The organism is Streptomyces sp. NPDC037401, assembly GCF_055602345.1.
This window is the reverse complement of record NZ_JBVJWO010000011.1, coordinates 1-19,371: the sequence shown is the minus strand read 5'-3', so window position 1 is coordinate 19,371 and position 19,371 is coordinate 1. Positions and strand designations below refer to the sequence as shown.

Sequence of the window (19,371 nt, the reverse complement as noted above, 5' to 3'; positions counted from 1 at the left end):
GGGGCGATCTGACGGCGCGCACCCGTAGGGCGCAGCCGAAAACGGAGCCTCTCCGTCCGGGCCGGGAACGGCACAAGCGAAACAAACGACGCAACCCGCCCAACGTGCCGGACGCGTCGCGCACACCGAGTACACGGTCCGCCTCCTGCCCCTTCCCCGCAGGAGGCGGACCGCTGTGTGCGCAGCCGTTAGTGTGGGGCGCTGTCCAGCAGCCTCCGGGGGCACGACCCCCGGTCCCCCGGCCGGAGGGCCCGTACCGCGATGTCCGTGCACAGCCACTCGACGGCCCCCTACGCGTCGGCCGCCGCCCCCGAGTTCCCACGGCATGTCGTCACCGCCGTCCTCGTCGCCCACGACGGATCCCGCTGGCTCCCCCAGGCGCTCTCGGGCCTCCTCGGCCAGGAACGCCCGGTCCAGAACTGGGTCGCCGCCGACACCGGCAGCGCCGACGACTCCGCCCGGCTGCTCTCCGAGGCCCTCGGCGACGACCGGGTCCTGCACCTCGCCCGCCGCACCGGCTTCGGCACCGCCGTCGACGAGGCCGTCCGCTCCGCCGGCGTGCCGACCCCCGAAGAGCTCCCCTATCTGAAGCGCCCCAGCGGCTGGGACCCCGTCAGCCGCACCTGGCGCGACGACACCTACGACCTCCCCGAGCTGCCGCACGGCGAGCCCGTCCAGTGGCTCTGGCTGCTGCACGACGACTGCGCACCCGAGCCCGACGCCCTCACCGAACTCCTGCGCGTCGCCGACGAGAACCCGGAAGCCGCCGTCGTCGGCCCCAAGCTCCGCGGCTGGTACGACCGCAAGCAGCTCCTCGAGGCCGGCGTCACCATCGCCCACAGCGGCCGCCGCTGGACCGGCCTCGACCGCCGCGAACAGGACCAGGGCCAGCACGACCAGGTCCGCACCGTCCTCTCCGTCTCCACCGCCGGCATGCTCGTGCGCCGCGACGTCTACGACCAGCTCGGCGGCTTCGACCGGCGCCTGCCCCTCATGCGCGACGACGTCGACCTGTGCTGGCGCGCCCAGTCCGCCGGCCACACCGTCCTCGTCGCCCCCGACGCCGTCCTGCGCCACGCCGAGGCCTCGGCCCGCGAACGCCGCCCCATCGACTGCGCCGGCCGCAGCGTCGCCGGACCGCACCGCGTCGACAAGGCCGGCGCCGTCCACACCCTCCTCGTCAACACCCCGGCCGCCGGACTCCCCTACGTCCTGCTCCGCCTCCTCCTCGGCACCGTCCTGCGCACCCTCGCCTATCTCGTCGGCAAGGCACCCGGCCAGGCCGTCGAAGAAGCGGGCGGCCTCATCCGGCCCCTGCTGCGCCCCGGCCGGATCCTCTCCGCCCGCCGCCGCCGGGGCCGCGCCGCCGTACCCGCCAAGGAACTGCGCCCCCTCTTCCCGCCGCCCGGAGCCACCCTCCGCGCCACCGTCGAACAGATCGCCGGATACCTCGGCGCGGGACGCGACACCGAACCGGGCAACGCCGGCCGCCACGGCGGGGCCGTCGAATCCGGGCCCGGCGGCGACGACGCCGACTTCCTGGAGATCGAGCAGTTCGCGCGCATCAAGCGGATCGCCCGCAAGCCCGCACCCGTCCTCTTCGGACTGCTCCTGCTCGTCTCCCTCGTCGCCTGCCGCGCCCTGCTGGCCGGCGGCTCCCTCACCGGCGGGGCCCTGCTGCCCGCACCCGGCAGCGCCTCCGCGCTCTGGAACGCCTACCTCGGCGAATGGCACGCCGTCGGCACCGGCGGCACCGCCACCGCACCCCCCTACCTCGCGGTGCTCGCCGCCCTCGCCACCCTCCTCCTCGGCTCCACCGAGACCGCCCTCACCCTCCTCCTCGTCTGCTCCGTGCCGCTCGCCGGACTGACCGCCTACTTCGCCTCCCGCCCGCTCGTCGAGTCCCGGCTGCTGCGCGCCTGGGCGGCCATCGCCTACGCCTTCCTGCCGGCCGTCACCGGAGCCCTCGCGGGCGGCCGCCTCGGCACCGCCGTCCTCGCGGTCCTGCTCCCGCTCGCGGCCCGCGCGGGCGTCGCCGCGTACGGCTTCGGCGGCGCGGACGGCGCCAAGGGCAGCTGGCGCGCCGTGTGGACGTACACCCTCCTGCTCACCCTGACGACCGCCTTCACCCCCGTGGTCTGGCCCCTTGCCGTCCTCCTCGGCGTCGCCGCGCTCGTCCTGCACCGCAGCTCCCTCAAGACGTACGCCCCGCGCTTCCTCGCCGTCGCCCTCACCCCGCTGCTGGTCCTCGCCCCCTGGTCGCTCTCCCTGCTGAGCGACCCCGGCGCGTTCCTGCGCGAGGCCGGACTGCCCTACGGACAGGGCTCCGCGACCGCGCTCGGCCTGCTCGGCACCAGCCCCGGCGGCCCCGGCACCACCGGCGGCCTGCTGCTCGTCGGCATCCTGCTCGCCGCCCTCGCCGCCCTGCTGCGCGGCGAGCGCCAGTTCGCGATCCGCGCCGCATGGGCGGTGGCCCTCACCGGCCTCGCCTTCGCCGTCCTCGTCAACCGCACCGGCTGGGCCGGACCGGCCACCCTCGTCTACGGCATCGCCCTGCTCGCCGCCGCCGTCCTCGGCGCCGACGGCGCCCGCGAACGCGTCGCCGCCGAGAGCTTCGGCTGGCGCCAGCCGCTCGCCGCCCTGATCGCCCTCGCCGCCGTGGCCGCCCCCCTGGTCGCCGCCGCCGGCTGGATGCTCTCCGGCGCCGACGGCCCGCTCACCCGCCGCGACCCCGTCCAGGTGCCCGCCTTCGTCGCCGAGATGAGCGGCTCCCGCGACCAGCCCCGCACCCTCGTCCTCGTCGGCGACTCGCCCGCGAAGGTCTCGTACACCCTGGTCCGCGGCTCCGGCGGCCGCCTCGGCGACGCCGAGGTCGCCGCCGCCAACGGCACCGACCCCCGCCTCGACAAGGTCGTCGCCAACCTGGTGGCCGGCTCCGGCGCGGACCAGACCGACCAGCTCGGCGCCTACGCCGTGCGCTACGTCCTCCTCAAGGACGGCGCCCCGCAGCAGATGGGCCGCGTCCTCAACGCCACCCCCGGCCTCAACCGCCTCAGCAAGCTCGACGGGATCTCCCTGTGGGAGGTCAAGGGACAGGTCGCCCGCGCCGTCATCCGTTCCGGCGACACCGCCGGAACCGGCGAGGACCCCATCCCGGTCGCCGCGGGCCCCGTCGAGGCACACACCCAGATCCCCGCAGGACCCGCCGGACGGGTCCTGCGCATCGCCGACACCGCCGCCCCCGGCTGGCAGGCCACCCTCGACGGCAAGGCGCTCCCCGGGAAGACCCTCGACGGCTGGGCCCAGGGCTTCGAACTCCCTGCCGAGGGCGGCCGCCTCGACCTCACCTACCGCGACTCCTTCGCGGCCGCGGGCTGGCACTGGGTGCAGGGCTCGCTGGCCGTACTGCTGCTGGTGATGGCCCTGCCGGGCCGCCGCCGCGAGCTGGACGACGACCTGCCCGAGGAGGAGGCTGCCGTCCCGGCCCAGCCCGTCGACGGCGAAGGCCGCCGCGCCCGCCGGCTGCGCGCAGAGGCCGCCGCCGCTGCCGGTGAGGAGCACGGCGGCCAGGCCGACCCGTACGCCGTCCCCGCCGCGGCCGAGCAGGACGACGACGCCTTCGCCGGGGTCCCCGCCCAGCCCGACTACGGCCAGTGGGACAGCCCCGCCTACGCCCCGGCCCCGGCCACGGCAGACCCGTACGCCCAGGCCGGCACGGACTACGGCCCGCCCGGCCACGACCCCCAGACCGGTTCGTACGACCCCCAGCCCGGCTACGACCCCCAGCCCGGCTACGACCCCCAGCCCGGCTACGACCCGCACCCCGGCTACGCCCCCGAACAGGGCTACGACCCCCAGTCCGGCCAGGGCCACCCCGCGCCCGGCTACCCGTACCCGCAGGACCAGCCCGGCCACCCCGCGGCGGGCTACGCGGACGGCGGCTACACGGACGGCGGCTACCCCGACTCCGGTTACGCCGACGGGAGCCACACCCGGGGCGCGGCGCCGGAGTACCCCGGCCACCCGCCGTACCCCGGCCACCCGCCGTACCCCGGGCAGCACGCCGACGGCGACCCGTACCAGCCCTACCGCGACGACGCCCACGACACCCGGGACGACCGGCGCCCCGACGGGAGCAACCAGCAGTGAAGCGCGCACCCCTGACCCTGGCCGCCGTGGCCGCGGCGCTCGCCGCCGTCACCGGCATCGCCGCCTTCACCGCCCCCGGCGCCCCCGCCGAGGGCGGGGCGCCGGCCGCCCTGCTCCCCGTGGAGCGCAGCACCCTCGTGTGCCCGGTGCCCAGCGGCTCGGACGTGGCCGAGACGGCGTACACCGCCTTCACCCCGGCCGGGGCGCGCGCCGGGCAGGGCAGCGCCACGACGGGCACCGGCGCCCTGGTGACCGCCGTCAAGACCCCCAAGGCGCTGCTCACCCTGAAGGAGCCCGGCAAGCCCGTGGGGGCCACCGCCTCCGGTGCCGAGGCCCCCGCCCTGACCGGCTCGGCCGACGGCCTCCTCGCCCCCGGCTGGACCGCCCAGCAGACCACCACCGTGCCGGTCGGGTCGGCCCGCGGCGTGCTCGGGACCCACTGCTCGGCCCCCGACACCGACTTCTGGTTCCCGGGTGCCAGCACGGCCAAGACCCGGCAGGACTACCTGCACCTGACGAACCCGGACGAGGACACCGCGGCCGTCGTCGACATCGAGCTGTACGGCCCCGACGGGGCGCTCGCGTCCGAGTCGGCGGGCAGCGACGGCTTCAAGGTGCCGCCCCGGACCTCCCTGTCGGTGTCGCTGGCGACCCTGACCCCGGCGCCCACCGCCGACCTGACGGCCCACGTCAGCACCCGCAGCGGCCGGGTCGGCGCCACCGTCCAGGCCCAGGAGGACGGAGCGGGCGCCGACTGGCTGCCCGCCGCCGCGGAGGCCGCCTCCTCGCTGGTGCTGCCGGGCATCCCCGCCGACGCCACCTCCGTCAAGCTGGTCGTCTTCGTCCCCGGCGAGGACGACGCCGACCTCGCGCTGCGGCTGGCCGGGCCCACGGGTTCCATCACCCCGGCCGGGCACGAGGTCGTCCACGTCAAGTCCCGGATGACCGCGTCCGTCGACCTCAAGGACGTCACCCGCGGCGAGCCCGGCTCCCTGCTGCTCGCTCCGGCCGAGGCCCGCCACAAGACCCCCGTGGTGGCCGCGCTGCGGATCACCCGGGGCACCGGCGCCAAGCAGGAGATCGCGTTCCTCCCCGCCTCCGTCCCGGTGGGCGCGCGGGCGAGCGTCGCCGACAACCGCGCCACCGGGACCACGCTCTCCCTGACGGCGCCCGCCGCGGACGCGACCGTCAAGGTCACCGCCTCCGCGGGCACCGGAGCGGGCACGCCGGTCTCCAAGACGTACACGGTGAAGGCAGGGACCACCCTGGCCGTCAAGCCGCCCGTCCCGTCCGGGCTCAAGGGCTCGTACGCGCTGACGGTCGAGACGGCGCCGGGGAGCGGCCCGGTGCACGCGGCGCGCACCCTGGCGCTGCCGGACGACGAGGGCGTCCTGATGTTCACGGTGCAGACGCTCCAGGACGACAGGGGCACGGTCGCCGTCCCGGAGGCCGCCCAGGACCTGTCGGTCCTCGGCCGCTGACGGGGACCCGCCCCGACCCGGTCCCTGCCTGCGTCCCTGCCTGCGTCCCCGACTAGTCCTGGCCGTCCTGCCCGTACCGGGGGTCCACGGACTCCGGGGCCAGGCCGAGCAGTTCGGCGACCTGCTCGACGACGATCTCGTGCACGAGCATCGCGCGGTCGTCGCGGTTCTTCGTGCGGATCTCGACGGGCCGGCGGTAGACGACGATCCGGGCCGGCCTGCCCTCGTGCGGCGCGACCAGTCCGCCCAGCGGCACGGCCTCGTCGTTCCACCCGCTGTCCGGGCCGCCCGGCTGCGGCACCTCCATCACGACGAACTCCACCTCGGCGAGCTGCGGGAAGCGGCGTTCGAGCCTCTCGACCGAGTCCTGGACCAGGTCGCCGAAGAGATCGGACCGGCTCGCCGACAGCGGCACCTGAGGGGGCGCCACCGGCCCGCGCATCCCGCGGCCGTGGCGGTCCCGCCGACGCGGCCGGGGCTCGCTCTGCCGCTCGCCGGTGCCAGGAGTCGGGGGTACGGAACTGTCCATCACCCCCGCAGGGTAGCCCTCCGCGAGGCCATGGGCCCCGATGTCGCACCTTGAGCGATCCGGCCGGCCCCGGGAGCGTTCCGGATCTCCCGACGACCGCACGTCCCGCGCCAATTGGCCGTATTTATGCGTACTGGTGACCGCATTCATCACCGACAACACCCTCCGCGTCGGCCCGCGCGCAGGTCAGCCCGCTCCCTCTCGGCCGCTCTATGGCGGAGATCACGCCACGACACGGGGGAGTGAGCTGAGGGAGAGTCGTCGCGGCCCGGTCAAGAGTGCGGTACCGTCCAACGTCGTGAGCCCTGTACGTCGCTGTTCGCGCACCGCGTGCGGCCGCCCTGCCGTCGCAACACTGACGTACGTCTATGCCGACTCGACCGCAGTCCTCGGCCCGCTCGCCACCTACGCCGAACCCCACTGCTATGACCTGTGCGCCGAGCACTCCGAGCGCCTGACCGCGCCCCGCGGCTGGGAGGTCGTACGCCTCTCGGACGGCTCCGGCCCCTCCCGCCCCAGCGGCGACGACCTCGAAGCCCTCGCCAACGCCGTACGGGAAGCAGCCCGGCCGCACGGGCGGGCGATGGAGGCCGGGGGCGGCGGCATGCCCGCCGGCGAGCCGCGCCGCCATCTGCGGGTCTTGCGCTCACCCGAATCCTGACCGCTTGGGTTCACGTGCTGCGGGTAGGTTGGACCCACCGCACAGGACCTCAGGAGGGCTGGCCACGTGGCTGCTGATCTGTCGCAGATCGTCAAGGCTTACGACGTACGCGGGGTCGTCCCCGACCAGTGGGACGAGCCGCTCGCCGAGCTCTTCGGCGCCGCATTCGTCCAGGTCACGGACGCATCGGCGATCGTGGTCGGACACGACATGCGGCCCTCCTCGCCCGGCCTGTCCGCGGCCTTCGCCCGCGGCGCCGCCGCCCGAGGCGCGGACGTGACCCTCATCGGGCTCTGCTCCACCGACCAGCTGTACTTCGCCTCCGGGCAGATGAACCTCCCGGGCGCCATGTTCACGGCCTCGCACAACCCGGCCCAGTACAACGGCATCAAGATGTGCCGTGCGGGCGCCGCGCCCGTCGGACAGTCCACCGGGCTCGACGAGATCCGCTCGCTCGTGGAGGAGTGGTCCGAGAAGGGCGCCCCGGCCGCGGCCCCCGTCGCCGGCACCGTCACGGAGCGCGAGACCCTCGATGACTACGCCGCCCACCTGAAGTCGCTCGTCGACCTCTCCGGGATCCGCCCGCTGAAGGTCGTCGTGGACGCGGGCAACGGCATGGGCGGCCACACCGTGCCCACCGTGTTCGCGGGCCTGCCGCTGACCGTGGTCCCCATGTACTTCGAACTGGACGGGACGTTCCCCAACCACGAGGCGAACCCGCTCGACCCCAAGAACATCGTGGACCTCCAGGAGCGCGTCCGCGCCGAGGGCGCCGACCTGGGCCTCGCCTTCGACGGCGACGCCGACCGCTGCTTCGTGGTGGACGAGCGCGGCGAGGGCGTGTCCCCCTCCGCCATCACCGCCCTGGTCGCCGCACGCGAACTGGAGCGCAACGGCGGCTCCGGCATCGTGATCCACAACCTGATCACCTCGTGGTCGGTCCCCGAGGTCGTCCGCGAACAGGGCGGCACCCCGGTGCGCACCCGCGTCGGCCACTCCTTCATCAAGGAGGAGATGGCCAAGTCCGGCGCCATCTTCGGCGGCGAGCACTCGGCGCACTACTACTTCAAGGACTTCTGGAACGCCGACACGGGCATGCTGGCCGCGCTGCACGTCCTCGCTGCGCTCGGCGGCCAGGAGACCCCGCTGTCCGCGCTGGTCTCCTCGTACGACCGCTACCGCGGCTCGGGCGAGATCAACTCCACCGTCGACGACCAGGCCGGCCGCCTCGCCGCGATCCGCGCCGCGTACGCCGACCGCCCGGACACCACCCTCGACGAGCTGGACGGCCTCACGGTCACCGCGGCGGACTGGTGGTTCAACGTCCGCCCGTCCAACACCGAGCCCCTGCTGCGGCTGAACGTGGAAGCCCGCGACGAGCAGACCCTCGCCGCCGTCCGCGACGAGGTCCTCGCCTTGATCCGCAGCTAAGGGCTCAAGCCGCACCCCGCCCCGCTCGGCGGTACGCTGACCAGGCCCGAAGCAGCACACCCGCAGCTCCACGCGTACGCACGACGCGCCGCACCCCCGAAGGGACACCTCATGCCGCTCGAAGCCGGCCTCCTGGAGATCCTCGCCTGCCCTGCCTGCCACTCGCCCCTCCAGGACGAGACCAAGGCGGAGACGCCCGAGCTGATCTGCACCGGCACGGACTGCGGCCTGGCGTACCCCGTACGCGACGGCATCCCCGTCCTCCTCGTGGACGAGGCCCGCCGCCCCGCCTGACCCGACCCCGACCGGAGGCCGCCAATGCTCGACGAGTCGCTGCTCGACGAACCCGAGTCGCTCGCCCGGGCGGACCGCCGCGGACTGCTCCGCGGCGCCGCCGAGGCCGGGGCCCGGGTCCGCACCGCGGTCCGGCATGCCGCCGAGGCCGGAATCGACGACCTGCGCCCGGACGGCCGCCCGCGGGCCGTCATGATCGCGGGTCCCGGGACGGCCGCCACCGGAGTGGCCGACCTGCTGAGCGCGCTCGCGGGCGCCTCCGCACCGGTCACCCGGCTCCACCCGTCCGGCGTAGCGCCCGCCGCCGGGGCCCTGCGCTGGACCCTGCCCGGCTGGGCCGGATCCGTGGACCTGCTCCTCATCGCCACCATCGACGGCTCCGAGCCCGGCCTCGGCCTCCTCGCCGAGCAGGCGTACCGGCGCGGCTGCACCGTGGTGGCCGTCGCCCCGGAGCGCTCCCCGCTCAGCGAGTCCGTCGCGGGCGCGCACGGTCTGCTCGTACCGATGGCCAAGGCTCCGTACCAGGAGTACGACGAGAGCGCCGCGGCCGGGCCCGGCGCGCTGTGGGCCCTGCTCACCCCGCTGCTGGTGCTCCTCGACAAGCTCGGGCTGATCTCGGCGCCCCCGGCCGGCCTCCAGCTCGTCGCCGACCGCCTCGACCGGACCGCCGAACGCTGCGGACCGGCCATCGCCACGTACGGCAACCCGGCCAAGACCCTCGCCGCCGAGCTCGCCGACTCCCTCCCGCTGATCTGGACGGAGGGCGCGGGCGCCGGACCCGCGGGCCGCCGCTTTGCCGCCACGCTCGCCGAACTCGCCGGGCGCCCCGCGCTCGCCAGGGAACTGCCCGAGGCCCTCCAGGCACACGGCGTCCTGCTCGCCGGGGCCTTCGCCGCGGGCGCCGATCCCGAGGACTTCTTCCGCGACCGGGTCGAAGAGCGGCAGGCCCTGCACGCCCGTGTCGTCCTGCTGCGTGACCGGCCGGGCGGCGGACTCACCGCCGCACCCGCCGCGCGCGAGCTCGCACTCAGCCACGACACGGCCGTCAGCGAGCTCGAACCGGAAGAGGGCGGAGAGCTCGAACTGCTCGCCGAACTCCTCGCCGTCACGGACTTCGCCACCGCCTACTTGGCGCTGGCCTCAGGGGGACGTCCCTAGCGGACGTACCGATCGGAGGCCCGGCACCACGACAGGCACGGTCCTCCTCCCTCCTCCCAGGAAGACGACCGATGGACCGTCTCTCGAACACCATCCGCCCCTACGCCTGGGGCTCGACGACCGCGATACCCGGCCTGCTCGGCGTGGCGCCGACGGGCGAACCCCAGGCCGAGATGTGGATGGGCGCCCACCCCGGAGCCCCCTCCCGGCTGGACCGCGGATCCGGCGCGACGACCCTGCCGGACGTCATCGCCGCCGATCCCGAGGGCGAGCTCGGGGCCGCCGCCGTCGCCCGGTTCGGCCCCCACCTCCCCTTCCTCCTGAAGATCCTGGCCGCCGGCGCCCCGCTGTCCCTGCAGGTCCACCCCAACCTCGAGCAGGCCCGCGAGGGGTACGCGGACGAGGAGCGCCGCGGGATCCCCGCCGACGCCCCGCACCGCAACTACCGGGACGCCAACCACAAGCCCGAGCTGGTCTGCGCGCTGACGCCGTTCGACGGGCTGTGCGGCTTCCGCCCGCCGCTGGAGGCCGCCGACCTGCTCGCCGGACTCGGCGTCGACTCGCTCAAGCCGTACGCCGACCTGCTGCACGCCCAGCCCGAGGAAGCGGCGCTGCGCGAGGTCCTCACCGCCGTCCTGACCGCGGACCGCGAGGAGATGGCGCACACCGTCACCGAGGCCACCGCCGCCGCCGAGCGGCTCGGCGGCCCGTACGCGCCGTACGCCACGCTCTCCCACCACTACCCCGGCGACCCGGGCGTCATCGCCGCCATGCTCCTCAACCACGTCCGACTCCAGCCGGGCGAGGGCATGTTCCTCGGCGCGGGCATCCCGCACGCCTACCTCGACGGCCTCGCCGTCGAGATCATGGCCAACTCGGACAACGTGCTCCGCTGCGGGCTCACCCCCAAGCACGTCGACGTACCCGAACTGCTGAAGGTCGTCCGGTTCGAACCGACCGACCCCGCCGTCCTGCGCCCCGAGGACGGTGCCGAAGAGGTCTACGAGACCCCCATCGACGAGTTCCGGCTCTCCCGGTTCGTCCTCGCCCCCGGCGGCGCCCCCCGGCAACTCCCCGACGCCACCCCGCAGATCCTGCTCTGCACGGCCGGCGCCCCGGTGGCGGGCGAACTGACCCTGGCCCCGGGCGAGTCCGTGTTCGTACCCGCAGGAGAAAAGGTTGAATTGTCCGGGACCGGCACGGTCTTCCGCGCCACAGTGGTGGCCTGACGCAGCCTCCTCCCCGGCTGCTGCAACAATGTGCCGCCGTACCAGTGGCTAGGAAGGGACACCCTGCACCCATGAGCGCGTCAGGCGGAACCAAGGCGATCGTGGCGGCACTCGCCGCCAACCTCGCCATCGCTGTAGCCAAGTTCGTGGCATTCATCTTCAGCGGTTCGTCGTCGATGCTCGCGGAGAGCGTCCACTCGCTCGCCGACTCCGGCAACCAGGGCCTGCTGCTCCTCGGCGGCAAGAAGGCCCGGCGCGAGGCGACGCCGCAGCACCCCTTCGGATACGGGCGCGAGCGCTACATCTACGCGTTCCTCGTCTCCATCGTGCTCTTCACCGTCGGTGGCATGTTCGCCATCTACGAGGGCATCGCGAAGATCCAGGACCCGCACGAGATCGAGGCCTGGTACTGGCCGGTCGGCGTCCTCGTCTTCGCGATCATCGCGGAGTCCTTCTCCTTCCGCACCGCGATCAAGGAGTCGAACGCGATCCGCGGCGGGCAGACCTGGAGCGAGTTCGTGAAGCGGGCCAAGGCCCCCGAGCTGCCCGTCGTCCTCCTGGAGGACCTCGGCGCGCTCGTCGGCCTGATCCTCGCCCTCGGCGGCGTCGGCATCGCGCTGCTGACCGGCAACGGCGTCTGGGACGGCATCGGAACCCTGTGCATCGGCGTCCTGCTCATCGTGATCGCGATCGTCCTCGCCGCGGAGACCAAGTCCCTGCTGCTGGGCGAGGCCGCGGGCACCGAGGACGTCGACAAGATCAAGGCCGCGGTCGTCGACGGCGAGACCGTCACCGCCCTGATCCACATGCGCACCCTGCACCTCGGCCCCGAGGAACTGCTCGTCGCCGCCAAGATCGCGGTGCAGCACGACGACTCCGCCGAGCAGGTCGCCCACGCGATCAACGCCGCCGAGGACCGCATCCGCGCCGCCGTGCCGATCGCCCGCGTGATCTACCTGGAGCCGGACATCTACCGCGAGCAGGCCCCGGCCGCCGGCGCCTGACGCCCGTACGCCCGTACGAAGGCTCCCGTGGTGCGCACCGCTGCGCACCACGGGAGCCTCGCGTTTTCCCGGCCCGTTTTCCCGTCCCGGGAGCGCGGTCGGCTCAGGCCTGTTTCCGCCCGGCCGCGGCCAGCGGCGGCGTCTGCTCCACCGGCGGGACCTGCGCCCCGGCCCCGGTCCGCCGCCGCGCACGGCGCGCCGTGATCCCCAGTCCGACGCCGGCCGCCAGCAGCACGGCGCCGCCCAGGGCCACCCCCGCGTACGTCCGCAGCAGTCCGTCCGGATCCCCGACCGCCACGCCGATCACGTCCTTCACCGCCACCGTGCCGTCGTCCAGCCCCAGGTGGTAGCGGGAGTCGTTCGAGTTCCCCCGGTTGTCGCCCATCAGGAACACCCGGCCCTGCGGCACGGTGATGCTGAAATGCGGGGTGTCCGCCATCGACCCGTCCGCGTACGGCTCGACGAGCCGCTGGCCGTTGCGCGTCAGGGTGCCGTGCCGGTCGTACGCCAGCCGGTCGCCGCCGACCGCCACCACCCGGCTGATCAGCTCCGTCCCCGGCGGCACGTCGGACCACTGCGGCACCGAGAAGAGGACGATGTCCCCCCGGGCCGCCGCACCGTCGCCCTTGGCGAAGGCGACGCTGGCGCCCTGCTCCCACGTCGGGCGCATGCTCCCGCTCGGCACGCTCAAGGCCTGGTACTGCACGCGGAAGGCCACCAGGCTCGCCAGGGGCACCAGCACCCCGGCCCCCAGCAGCACCACTGCCCAGATCCCCAGTCTTCGGACCGTCCTGTGTTCCATCAAACCCCTCCGTACGACGCGCGAGCTGCGCATCGTACGGAGGGGCCGGGGCGCCGTCGGCGACGGGGTCGGCTCCACCGCCCCGCGGGACCGGTCCGGTTGCTCGCGGCTACCGGATCTCGCGCAGGACCTCCAGGACCGACGGCTCGTCCGGGGCGGACGAGAGCCGCGCGCGGAAGTCGCCGTCCATCAGCTTCCGGGACAGCAGCGCCAGGATCCGCAGGTGCTCGTCGCCCGCCGCCGCCTCCGGCACCGAGATCATGAACACCAGCTGCGCCTTCGTACCGTCCAGCGCACCCCACTCGATGCCCTCCGACGAGCGCGCGAAGCCCACCGTCGGGCGGCTGACCGCATCGGTCTTCGCGTGCGGGATGGCGATCGACTCGCCGAGCCCGGTGGTGCCCTGCGCCTCTCGGGCGAGCGCGACCCGCACCAGCTCGTCGACGTCGCGGACGTTCCCGGTGTTGGCCAGTATCTGCGCCATCTCGCGGATCGCGGCATCCTTCGTCCGCGCGGCCAGCTCGGTCCGTACGGTCTGCCCGGTGAGGTAGCCCGACAGGACCTCGGGCGCGGCGGAACCGGCAGCGGGCGCCGGGCCGCCTGCGGACGCGGGGGCGGGGGCACCCGTTCCGGCCCCGGCCCCCGCAGCCCCGGCTCCGGTCGCAGCCCCGGCACCCACCAGTGCCGGCTCCGGCTCCGGCTGCGCAGCCGGCCCGCCCGCACCGTCCCCGCCGCTCCTGCGCTGCTTGATCCCGATGAGGGCGTTGGTGGTCAGCGCGGTGACGACCGTGCCCGCCGCGATGGCGATCAGGAACCAGGCCCAGTTGTCGATGGCGCCCAGCGCCGCCACGATCGGACCGCCGTGCGGGACGTGGTCGCGCCCTCGGAAATGCCGAACATGCCCATGAAGATCGCCGCCATGCCGGTCTCCCGCTCCTGCTCGGAGTAGAGCTTGCGGCGGATCAGTGTGGCCAGGCCCTGGCCCAGCGGCATCACGGGGATGGCCGCGGCGCACATGCCCATGACGGCGTAGTTGCCGGACGTGATCAGGCCCGTACCGAACAGGAAGGCGGTCTTGTTGACCGGGCCGCCCATGTCGAAGGCGATCATCAGGCCGATGATCGCGCCGAGCAGGATCGCGCTGGTCGCGGTCCGGGGTGGCGTGCCCGCCCAGGGCCAGCGACACGGCGATCAGCAGACCGCCCACCACCACGAACGGGATCATGTACGAGACACCGTTCATCAGCGCCTTGTACGCGAGGCTGCGCTCCTTGCCGCCGACCGGGCCACCCTTGCTGCCGCCGCCCGGGGCCTCCGCGGTGCCGGTCTGCCCCGGCGCGCTCTGCACCGGCGCGCTCTGCACCCGCTCGATCAGCTCCTCCGGCCGGTGGATGCCGTCCGCGACCCCGGCGGACAGGACGCGCTTGCCGGCGAACCGCTCGCGGTCGACCTCCTTGTCGGCGGCGATGATGATCCCGTCCGCCTCTCTGACATCGTTGTCAGAGAGTACGTTTTCGGCCCCGATCGAGCCCTGCGTCTCCACCTTCATGTCGACACCGAGCCGCTCGGCCGCCTGTTGCAGCTTCTCGGCGGCCATGTACGTGTGCGCGATCCCCGTGGGACACGCGGTCACCGCGAGCAGCTTCAGGCGCTTCTGCCCGCTGGGCCCCCCGCTTCCGGGACGGCCGGCCGGACTGGTCGCGTGGAATCTCCTCACACCCTGGGTCCTGCGGGACCGCGCTGATGACCCGACCCACCGGCATCCTGCCCCACGTAAGGGGTGCACCAAAAAGCCCAAAAGGCCTAAACCGGTCCATCCGGATGGCCCCAAAACCGTCGACGACTTGACCAGGATCGGCTGGGGCGTGATCGGCCGTTCGGTGTAGATTCGACGTCAGTGTCAGGCGTCGCTGCTGATGGCGGTCGGGCGGTCCACGGGACCGGCCGAGAGGAGAGAGGGCCTCCGACGGACTGCGCTGTGTGCGCCCATCCGCGGTGCACGGCTCAGCCGTACCCTCTCGCATCCCATCACGAGGAGCAGGACGCATGGACTTCAAGGTCGCAGACCTCTCCCTTGCCGCCTTCGGCCGCAAGGAGATCACCCTCGCCGAGCACGAGATGCCCGGTCTGATGTCGATCCGCAAGGAGTACGCCGCCACGCAGCCGCTGGCCGGCGCCCGGATCACCGGCTCCCTGCACATGACCGTGCAGACCGCCGTCCTCATCGAGACCCTGGTCGCGCTCGGCGCGGATGTCCGCTGGGCCTCCTGCAACATCTTCTCCACCCAGGACCACGCGGCCGCCGCCATCGCCGTAGGCCCGAACGGCACGCCGGAGAACCCGCAGGGCGTCCCGGTCTTCGCCTGGAAGGGCGAGACCCTGGAGGAGTACTGGTGGTGCACCGAGCAGGCGCTGACCTGGCCGAACACCCCCACCGGCGGCCCGAACATGATCCTGGACGACGGCGGTGACGCCACCCTGCTGGTCCACAAGGGCGTCGAGTTCGAGAAGGCCGGCTCCGCCCCGGACCCGTCGACGGCGGACTCCGAGGAGTACGCCCACATCCTCACCCTGCTCAACCGCACCCTCGGCGAGTCCCCGCAGAAGTGGACCCAGCTCGCGTCCGAGATCCGCGGTGTCACCGAGGAGACCACCACCGGCGTCCACCGCCTCTACGAAATGATGGCCGAGGGCACCCTGCTCTTCCCGGCGATCAACGTGAACGACGCCGTCACCAAGTCGAAGTTCGACAACAAGTACGGCTGCCGCCACTCCCTCATCGACGGCATCAACCGCGCCACCGACGTCCTCATCGGCGGCAAGGTCGCGGTGGTCTTCGGCTACGGCGACGTCGGCAAGGGCTGCGCCGAGTCCCTCCGCGGCCAGGGCGCCCGCGTCATCGTCACGGAGATCGACCCGATCTGCGCCCTGCAGGCAGCCATGGACGGCTACCAGGTCGCCACGCTGGACGACGTCGTCGAGACCGCCGACATCTTCATCACCACGACCGGCAACAAGGACATCATCATGGCCTCGGACATGGCCAAGATGAAGCACCAGGCGATCGTGGGCAACATCGGCCACTTCGACAACGAGATCGACATGGCCGGCCTGGCCAAGATCGACGGCATCGTCAAGGACGAGGTCAAGCCGCAGGTCCACACCTGGAAGTTCCCCGACGGCAAGGTCCTGATCGTGCTGTCCGAGGGCCGCCTGCTGAACCTCGGCAACGCGACCGGCCACCCGTCCTTCGTGATGTCGAACTCGTTCGCGGACCAGACCCTGGCCCAGATCGAGCTCTTCACCAAGCCCGAGGAGTACCCGACCGAGGTCTACGTGCTCCCGAAGCACCTCGACGAGAAGGTCGCCCGCCTTCACCTCGACGCCCTCGGCGTCAAGCTCACGACCCTCCGCCCGGAGCAGGCCGCGTACATCGGCGTCAAGGTCGAGGGCCCGTACAAGCCGGACCACTACCGCTACTGATCCAGCCCCAGCGGTGACAGCACAGCACTGAGGCAGGCCCCCGGCACCCGTTGCCGGGGGCCTGCCCTGTACGCACGCCACACGTCAGGAACCCCCATGCCCCGCGGCCGCTATTCGCTCCACGACCCCCACGACCACACCCCCCTCGGTGACGAGCACTTCCACTGCGCCCCCGGCCCCTCCGGCTGGCGCTACGTCTCACAGATCACCACCCCCGCCGGCGACCACGCGGGCTCCGTCGACCTGGCCGTCGACGAACTCGGCCGCCCCATCCGCCTCGAACTGCACGCCGCGAGCTGGCAGGTACGCGGAGCCGCACTCGAAGGCGTCACCTGGGTCCGCACCGACCCCACCGGAACCGAGGCGACGGAAGGCAACGTCCGCGCCCACGCCTTCACCGGCACCTCCCCGGCCTTCCTCGTCGCCACCGCCCGGCTGCTGCGCCTCGCCCCCGCTTCCCCCGCGACCCGCGTCCGCCTCGTGGCCTTCACCGACCCGGTCCTCGCCCCCCGCACCGTGGACCAGGCCTGGGCCCTGCTGAAAAGTGAAGCGCACGCCACTGACAGCGGCCCGCTGACGGTCGACGAGTACCAGATCAACGACCTGGCGACGGGGGAGCAGCACACCGTCCACATCGCAGGGGACGTGGTCCTGTCGGCACCGGGCATCGAACTCGAAGAGCTCGAGACCCCCCCGTCGGTCTTCACCGACCAGGGAGACTCGGCCGGCGACTAGGACGGCGGCGCGAACCCGGACGCCGGCGGCTCGGGCCGCTCACCCACGGACGACTGCACCGGAGCCGGCGCCTGTACGTGCGCCTGCACCTGCACGTCCCCGTACGCCGGCGCCTGCGGGTATCCCTGTACCTGCGCCTGGCCGAAAGCCCGCCGCGCGTCCCGGGACTGCCGCTCGTGCACCACCGCCGCCAGGTACGCCGCCGCCGGAACCCCCGGCGGCGCCGGAGTCCCCGTGCACGCCACCAGGTCGTCCCCCAGGCGGGCCGCCATCGACGCACCGACGTACGGGTCCAGCTGCCCCATCCGGGTCAGGTACTGCCGTATAGCGAGCCACAGCCCGTCAGGTACGGCCGACAGGTCGAGCTCCGTGAACCGTCCGGCCAGCCAGGGCGGAGGCGGTGGCACATACGAGACGCGCGCCCCGGGCACCCGCTCCCGCACCACCAGCGTCCCGGCGAAGACGTCGCCGAGGCGCCGCCCCCGCGCGGACACCAGCGAGGCGATGCACGCGATCGTCCCGAACGTCATCAGCAGTTCCACGACCCCGAGCGCACCGCGCACCAGCGCGTGCCGGAACCGCACCGGACCGCCGTCGTCCCGAACCACCCGCAGCCCGCAGACGAGCTTGCCCAGCGAGCGCCCACGGCTCAGCGTCTCCACCGCGATGGGCACGCCGATCAGCACCAGCACGAACGTCGCGATCTGCACGGCCATCCGGGCCGCGTCGTCCATCGAACCGGTCGCCGCCAGCAGCGCCATGGAGACGAGGAGGAACACGGCCCACTGCACGACCATGTCGACCACGATGGCCAGCGCCCGGCTCGGCAGCCGCGCAGGCTGAAGCCCCAGGACGACCGCGTCCCCCGTCACCAGATCGCTCACCGACGCCCGCCCTTCATGCCGCCCTGCCCTGCCCCGTGGTCATCAAGTCTGCCAAGCTGACCGGACTACGTCTGCAGTCGACCGCAGACGACCGACGGCTCACCGGGGCAGGAGCGGCAAGCGGATGGATCTCGACGTCTTCGTCAGCGCCCACCGGGCCGAGTGGGACCGCCTGGAGCAGCTCCTGCGCCGCGGCCGCCACCTTACGGGCGCCGAGGCGGACGAACTCGTCGCCCTCTACCAGCGCACCTCCACCCACCTCTCGCTGATCCAGTCCAGCGCGCCCGACCCCATGCTCACCGGCCGGCTGACCCAGCTCGTCGCCCGCGCCCGGGCGACGGTCACCGGCGCCCGCCGCGCGAGCTGGCGCGACGCGGTCCGCTTCTTCACCGCCGGATTCCCGGCCGCCGTCTACCGCAGCAGGCACTGGTGGATACCCACCGCCGTACTGTCCACGCTGGTGGGCGCCCTCATCGGCTGGTGGATCGCCGCGCACCCCGAGGTCCAGGCGGCCATCGGCGCGCCGGCTTCCCTGCGCGAGATGACGAAGCCCGGCGGCCAGTACGAGACGTACTACTCCAGCCACCCCGCGGCCTCGTTCGCGGCGCAGGTGTGGACGAACAACGCCCGGGCGGCCGCGATGTGCCTGGTCCTGGGCGCCTTCCTGTGCGTCCCGGTGCTCTGGATCCTCTTCCAGAACATGCTGAACCTCGGTATCGGCATCGGCCTCATGTCCGCGGCCGGCCGCCTCGACACCTTCCTCGGCCTGATCCTCCCGCACGGCCTGCTCGAACTGACCGCGGTCTTCGTGGCCGCCGGTACGGGCCTGAAGCTCGGCTGGACCGTCATCGACCCGGGCCCGCGGACCCGACGTGCAGCCCTGGCCGAAGAGGGCAGGTCCGCCCTGGGCATGGCCATCGGCCTCGCCGCGGTCCTCTTCGTCTCGGGCCTGATCGAAGGCTTCGTCACCCCCTCCGGCCTGCCCACCTGGGCCCGGATCGCGATCGGCATCGCGGCCGAGGCGGCCTTCCTGGTCTACGTCTACGTCGTGGGCGGCCGGGCCGCGCGGGCCGGTGAGTCGGGCGACGTCGAAGCTGCGGACCGGAGCGCGTCCCTGCCCACGGCCGCCTGATGTGCGGGCACCCGTGCTGAGCTGCTAGTCTCCTCGTCGTCCCGCAAAGACCGTTGACACGGACCGAGCGGGGAGGTAGATTCGAACGGTTGCCTCGGACTGGACAGTTCGACCGCAACGGTCTAGACTCTGTCTCGCTCCCAAAATTTGGAATCGAATTCCAAGCGCGGAGCACATCCTCCGAATGCCTAACGGATTTCGAAGCCGGGAAAACCCGGTGAGGACATCTGATAGAGTCGGAAACGCCGAAAAGGGAAACGCGAAAGCGAGAACCTGGAAAGCGCCGAGGAAATCGGGTCGGAAAGATCTGATAGAGTCGGAAACGCAAGAACGAAGGAAGCGCCCGGAGGAAAGCCCGCGAGGGTAAGTACAAAGGAAGCGTCCGCACCTTGAGAACTC

At 73.2% G+C, this 19,371-nt stretch carries 14 protein-coding genes and 1 pseudogene; 11 read left to right on the top strand and 4 right to left on the bottom strand.

What is annotated here, in order from left to right; all coding sequences use genetic code 11:
- The first annotated feature begins 261 nt into the window (after window positions 1-261).
- Both ACZ7H1_RS13520 and ACZ7H1_RS13515 read left to right on the top strand, forming a co-directional pair.
- Window positions 262-4,149 carry a glycosyltransferase family 2 protein gene (locus ACZ7H1_RS13520; protein WP_470786341.1) on the top strand — a complete coding sequence of 1,296 codons (3,888 nt, stop codon included), beginning with the start codon at window positions 262-264 and terminating at the stop codon, window positions 4,147-4,149.
- A complete protein-coding gene (locus tag ACZ7H1_RS13515) occupies window positions 4,146-5,630 on the top strand; it encodes a DUF5719 family protein (RefSeq protein WP_470786339.1) in 1,485 nt (494 codons plus the stop codon). The genes ACZ7H1_RS13520 and ACZ7H1_RS13515 overlap by 4 nt, the downstream gene beginning before the upstream one ends.
- Before the next feature lie 52 nt (window positions 5,631-5,682).
- Here ACZ7H1_RS13515 and ACZ7H1_RS13510 read toward each other — a convergent pair whose 3' ends face one another.
- Window positions 5,683-6,159, bottom strand: a complete 477-nt coding sequence (locus tag ACZ7H1_RS13510) for a metallopeptidase family protein (protein ID WP_470786632.1) — start codon at window positions 6,157-6,159, stop codon at window positions 5,683-5,685.
- A gap of 247 nt (window positions 6,160-6,406) precedes the next feature.
- Between ACZ7H1_RS13510 and ACZ7H1_RS13505 the strand changes: the two genes are divergently transcribed.
- The 6 genes from ACZ7H1_RS13505 (at window position 6,407) to ACZ7H1_RS13480 (ending at window position 11,936) form a co-directional block, all read left to right on the top strand.
- Window positions 6,407-6,820: a DUF3499 domain-containing protein gene (locus tag ACZ7H1_RS13505; RefSeq protein WP_470786631.1), complete on the top strand. Its 414-nt coding sequence runs from the start codon at window positions 6,407-6,409 to the stop codon at window positions 6,818-6,820.
- A 66-nt stretch (window positions 6,821-6,886) separates the two neighbouring features.
- Complete coding sequence (locus ACZ7H1_RS13500) at window positions 6,887-8,251, top strand: phosphomannomutase/phosphoglucomutase (RefSeq protein ID WP_470786338.1); 1,365 nt, start codon at window positions 6,887-6,889, stop codon at window positions 8,249-8,251.
- A gap of 111 nt (window positions 8,252-8,362) precedes the next feature.
- Window positions 8,363-8,545, top strand: coding sequence for a Trm112 family protein (locus ACZ7H1_RS13495; RefSeq protein WP_393573055.1), 183 nt, complete (start codon window positions 8,363-8,365; stop codon window positions 8,543-8,545).
- A gap of 24 nt (window positions 8,546-8,569) precedes the next feature.
- The gene (locus ACZ7H1_RS13490) at window positions 8,570-9,703 is read left to right on the top strand and encodes an SIS domain-containing protein (protein ID WP_470786335.1); all 1,134 of its coding nucleotides are present in this window, start codon (window positions 8,570-8,572) and stop codon (window positions 9,701-9,703) included.
- A 71-nt stretch (window positions 9,704-9,774) separates the two neighbouring features.
- Window positions 9,775-10,932: a mannose-6-phosphate isomerase, class I gene (manA, locus tag ACZ7H1_RS13485; RefSeq protein ID WP_470786334.1), complete on the top strand. Its 1,158-nt coding sequence runs from the start codon at window positions 9,775-9,777 to the stop codon at window positions 10,930-10,932.
- Window positions 10,933-11,003: 71 nt separating this feature from the next.
- On the top strand, window positions 11,004-11,936 hold the full coding sequence (locus ACZ7H1_RS13480) for a cation diffusion facilitator family transporter (RefSeq protein ID WP_470786333.1): 933 nt from the start codon (window positions 11,004-11,006) through the stop codon (window positions 11,934-11,936).
- A gap of 103 nt (window positions 11,937-12,039) precedes the next feature.
- Here ACZ7H1_RS13480 and lepB read toward each other — a convergent pair whose 3' ends face one another.
- Window positions 12,040-12,738, bottom strand: coding sequence for a signal peptidase I (lepB, locus tag ACZ7H1_RS13475; protein WP_470786332.1), 699 nt, complete (start codon window positions 12,736-12,738; stop codon window positions 12,040-12,042).
- Between the two features lie 109 nt (window positions 12,739-12,847).
- A pseudogene (locus ACZ7H1_RS13470) lies at window positions 12,848-14,335 on the bottom strand (fructose PTS transporter subunit IIA).
- 449 nt (window positions 14,336-14,784) lie between these two features.
- On the opposite strand from ACZ7H1_RS13470, the gene ahcY reads away from it, so the two are divergent.
- Both ahcY and ACZ7H1_RS13460 read left to right on the top strand, forming a co-directional pair.
- On the top strand, window positions 14,785-16,221 hold the full coding sequence (gene ahcY / locus ACZ7H1_RS13465) for an adenosylhomocysteinase (RefSeq protein ID WP_470786330.1): 1,437 nt from the start codon (window positions 14,785-14,787) through the stop codon (window positions 16,219-16,221).
- 96 nt (window positions 16,222-16,317) lie between these two features.
- Window positions 16,318-16,956 (top strand): hypothetical protein, encoded by a 639-nt coding sequence (locus tag ACZ7H1_RS13460; RefSeq protein WP_470786329.1) that lies wholly within the window; start codon window positions 16,318-16,320, stop codon window positions 16,954-16,956.
- On the opposite strand, the gene ACZ7H1_RS13455 is transcribed toward ACZ7H1_RS13460, so the two are convergent.
- Entirely contained in the window at window positions 16,953-17,840 is an 888-nt protein-coding gene (locus tag ACZ7H1_RS13455) for an RDD family protein (RefSeq protein ID WP_470786328.1), read from the bottom strand. The two genes, ACZ7H1_RS13460 and ACZ7H1_RS13455, sit on opposite strands and share 4 nt — an antisense overlap.
- Before the next feature lie 124 nt (window positions 17,841-17,964).
- On the opposite strand from ACZ7H1_RS13455, the gene ACZ7H1_RS13450 reads away from it, so the two are divergent.
- The gene (locus ACZ7H1_RS13450; RefSeq protein ID WP_470786326.1) at window positions 17,965-18,972 is read left to right on the top strand and encodes a stage II sporulation protein M; all 1,008 of its coding nucleotides are present in this window, start codon (window positions 17,965-17,967) and stop codon (window positions 18,970-18,972) included.
- The last annotated feature ends 399 nt before the right edge of the window (window positions 18,973-19,371 follow it).

Coding starts and splice junctions, on each gene's coding strand:
- ahcY (WP_470786330.1), top strand. CDS start 14,785: ATGGACTTCAAGGTCGCAGACCTCTCCCTTGCCGCCTTCGGCCGCAAG.
- manA (WP_470786334.1), top strand. CDS start 9,775: ATGGACCGTCTCTCGAACACCATCCGCCCCTACGCCTGGGGCTCGACG.
- ACZ7H1_RS13490 (WP_470786335.1), top strand. CDS start 8,570: ATGCTCGACGAGTCGCTGCTCGACGAACCCGAGTCGCTCGCCCGGGCG.
- ACZ7H1_RS13460 (WP_470786329.1), top strand. CDS start 16,318: ATGCCCCGCGGCCGCTATTCGCTCCACGACCCCCACGACCACACCCCC.
- ACZ7H1_RS13510 (WP_470786632.1), bottom strand. CDS start 6,159: ATGGACAGTTCCGTACCCCCGACTCCTGGCACCGGCGAGCGGCAGAGC.
- ACZ7H1_RS13520 (WP_470786341.1), top strand. CDS start 262: ATGTCCGTGCACAGCCACTCGACGGCCCCCTACGCGTCGGCCGCCGCC.
- ACZ7H1_RS13495 (WP_393573055.1), top strand. CDS start 8,363: ATGCCGCTCGAAGCCGGCCTCCTGGAGATCCTCGCCTGCCCTGCCTGC.
- ACZ7H1_RS13480 (WP_470786333.1), top strand. CDS start 11,004: ATGAGCGCGTCAGGCGGAACCAAGGCGATCGTGGCGGCACTCGCCGCC.
- ACZ7H1_RS13450 (WP_470786326.1), top strand. CDS start 17,965: ATGGATCTCGACGTCTTCGTCAGCGCCCACCGGGCCGAGTGGGACCGC.
- lepB (WP_470786332.1), bottom strand. CDS start 12,738: ATGGAACACAGGACGGTCCGAAGACTGGGGATCTGGGCAGTGGTGCTG.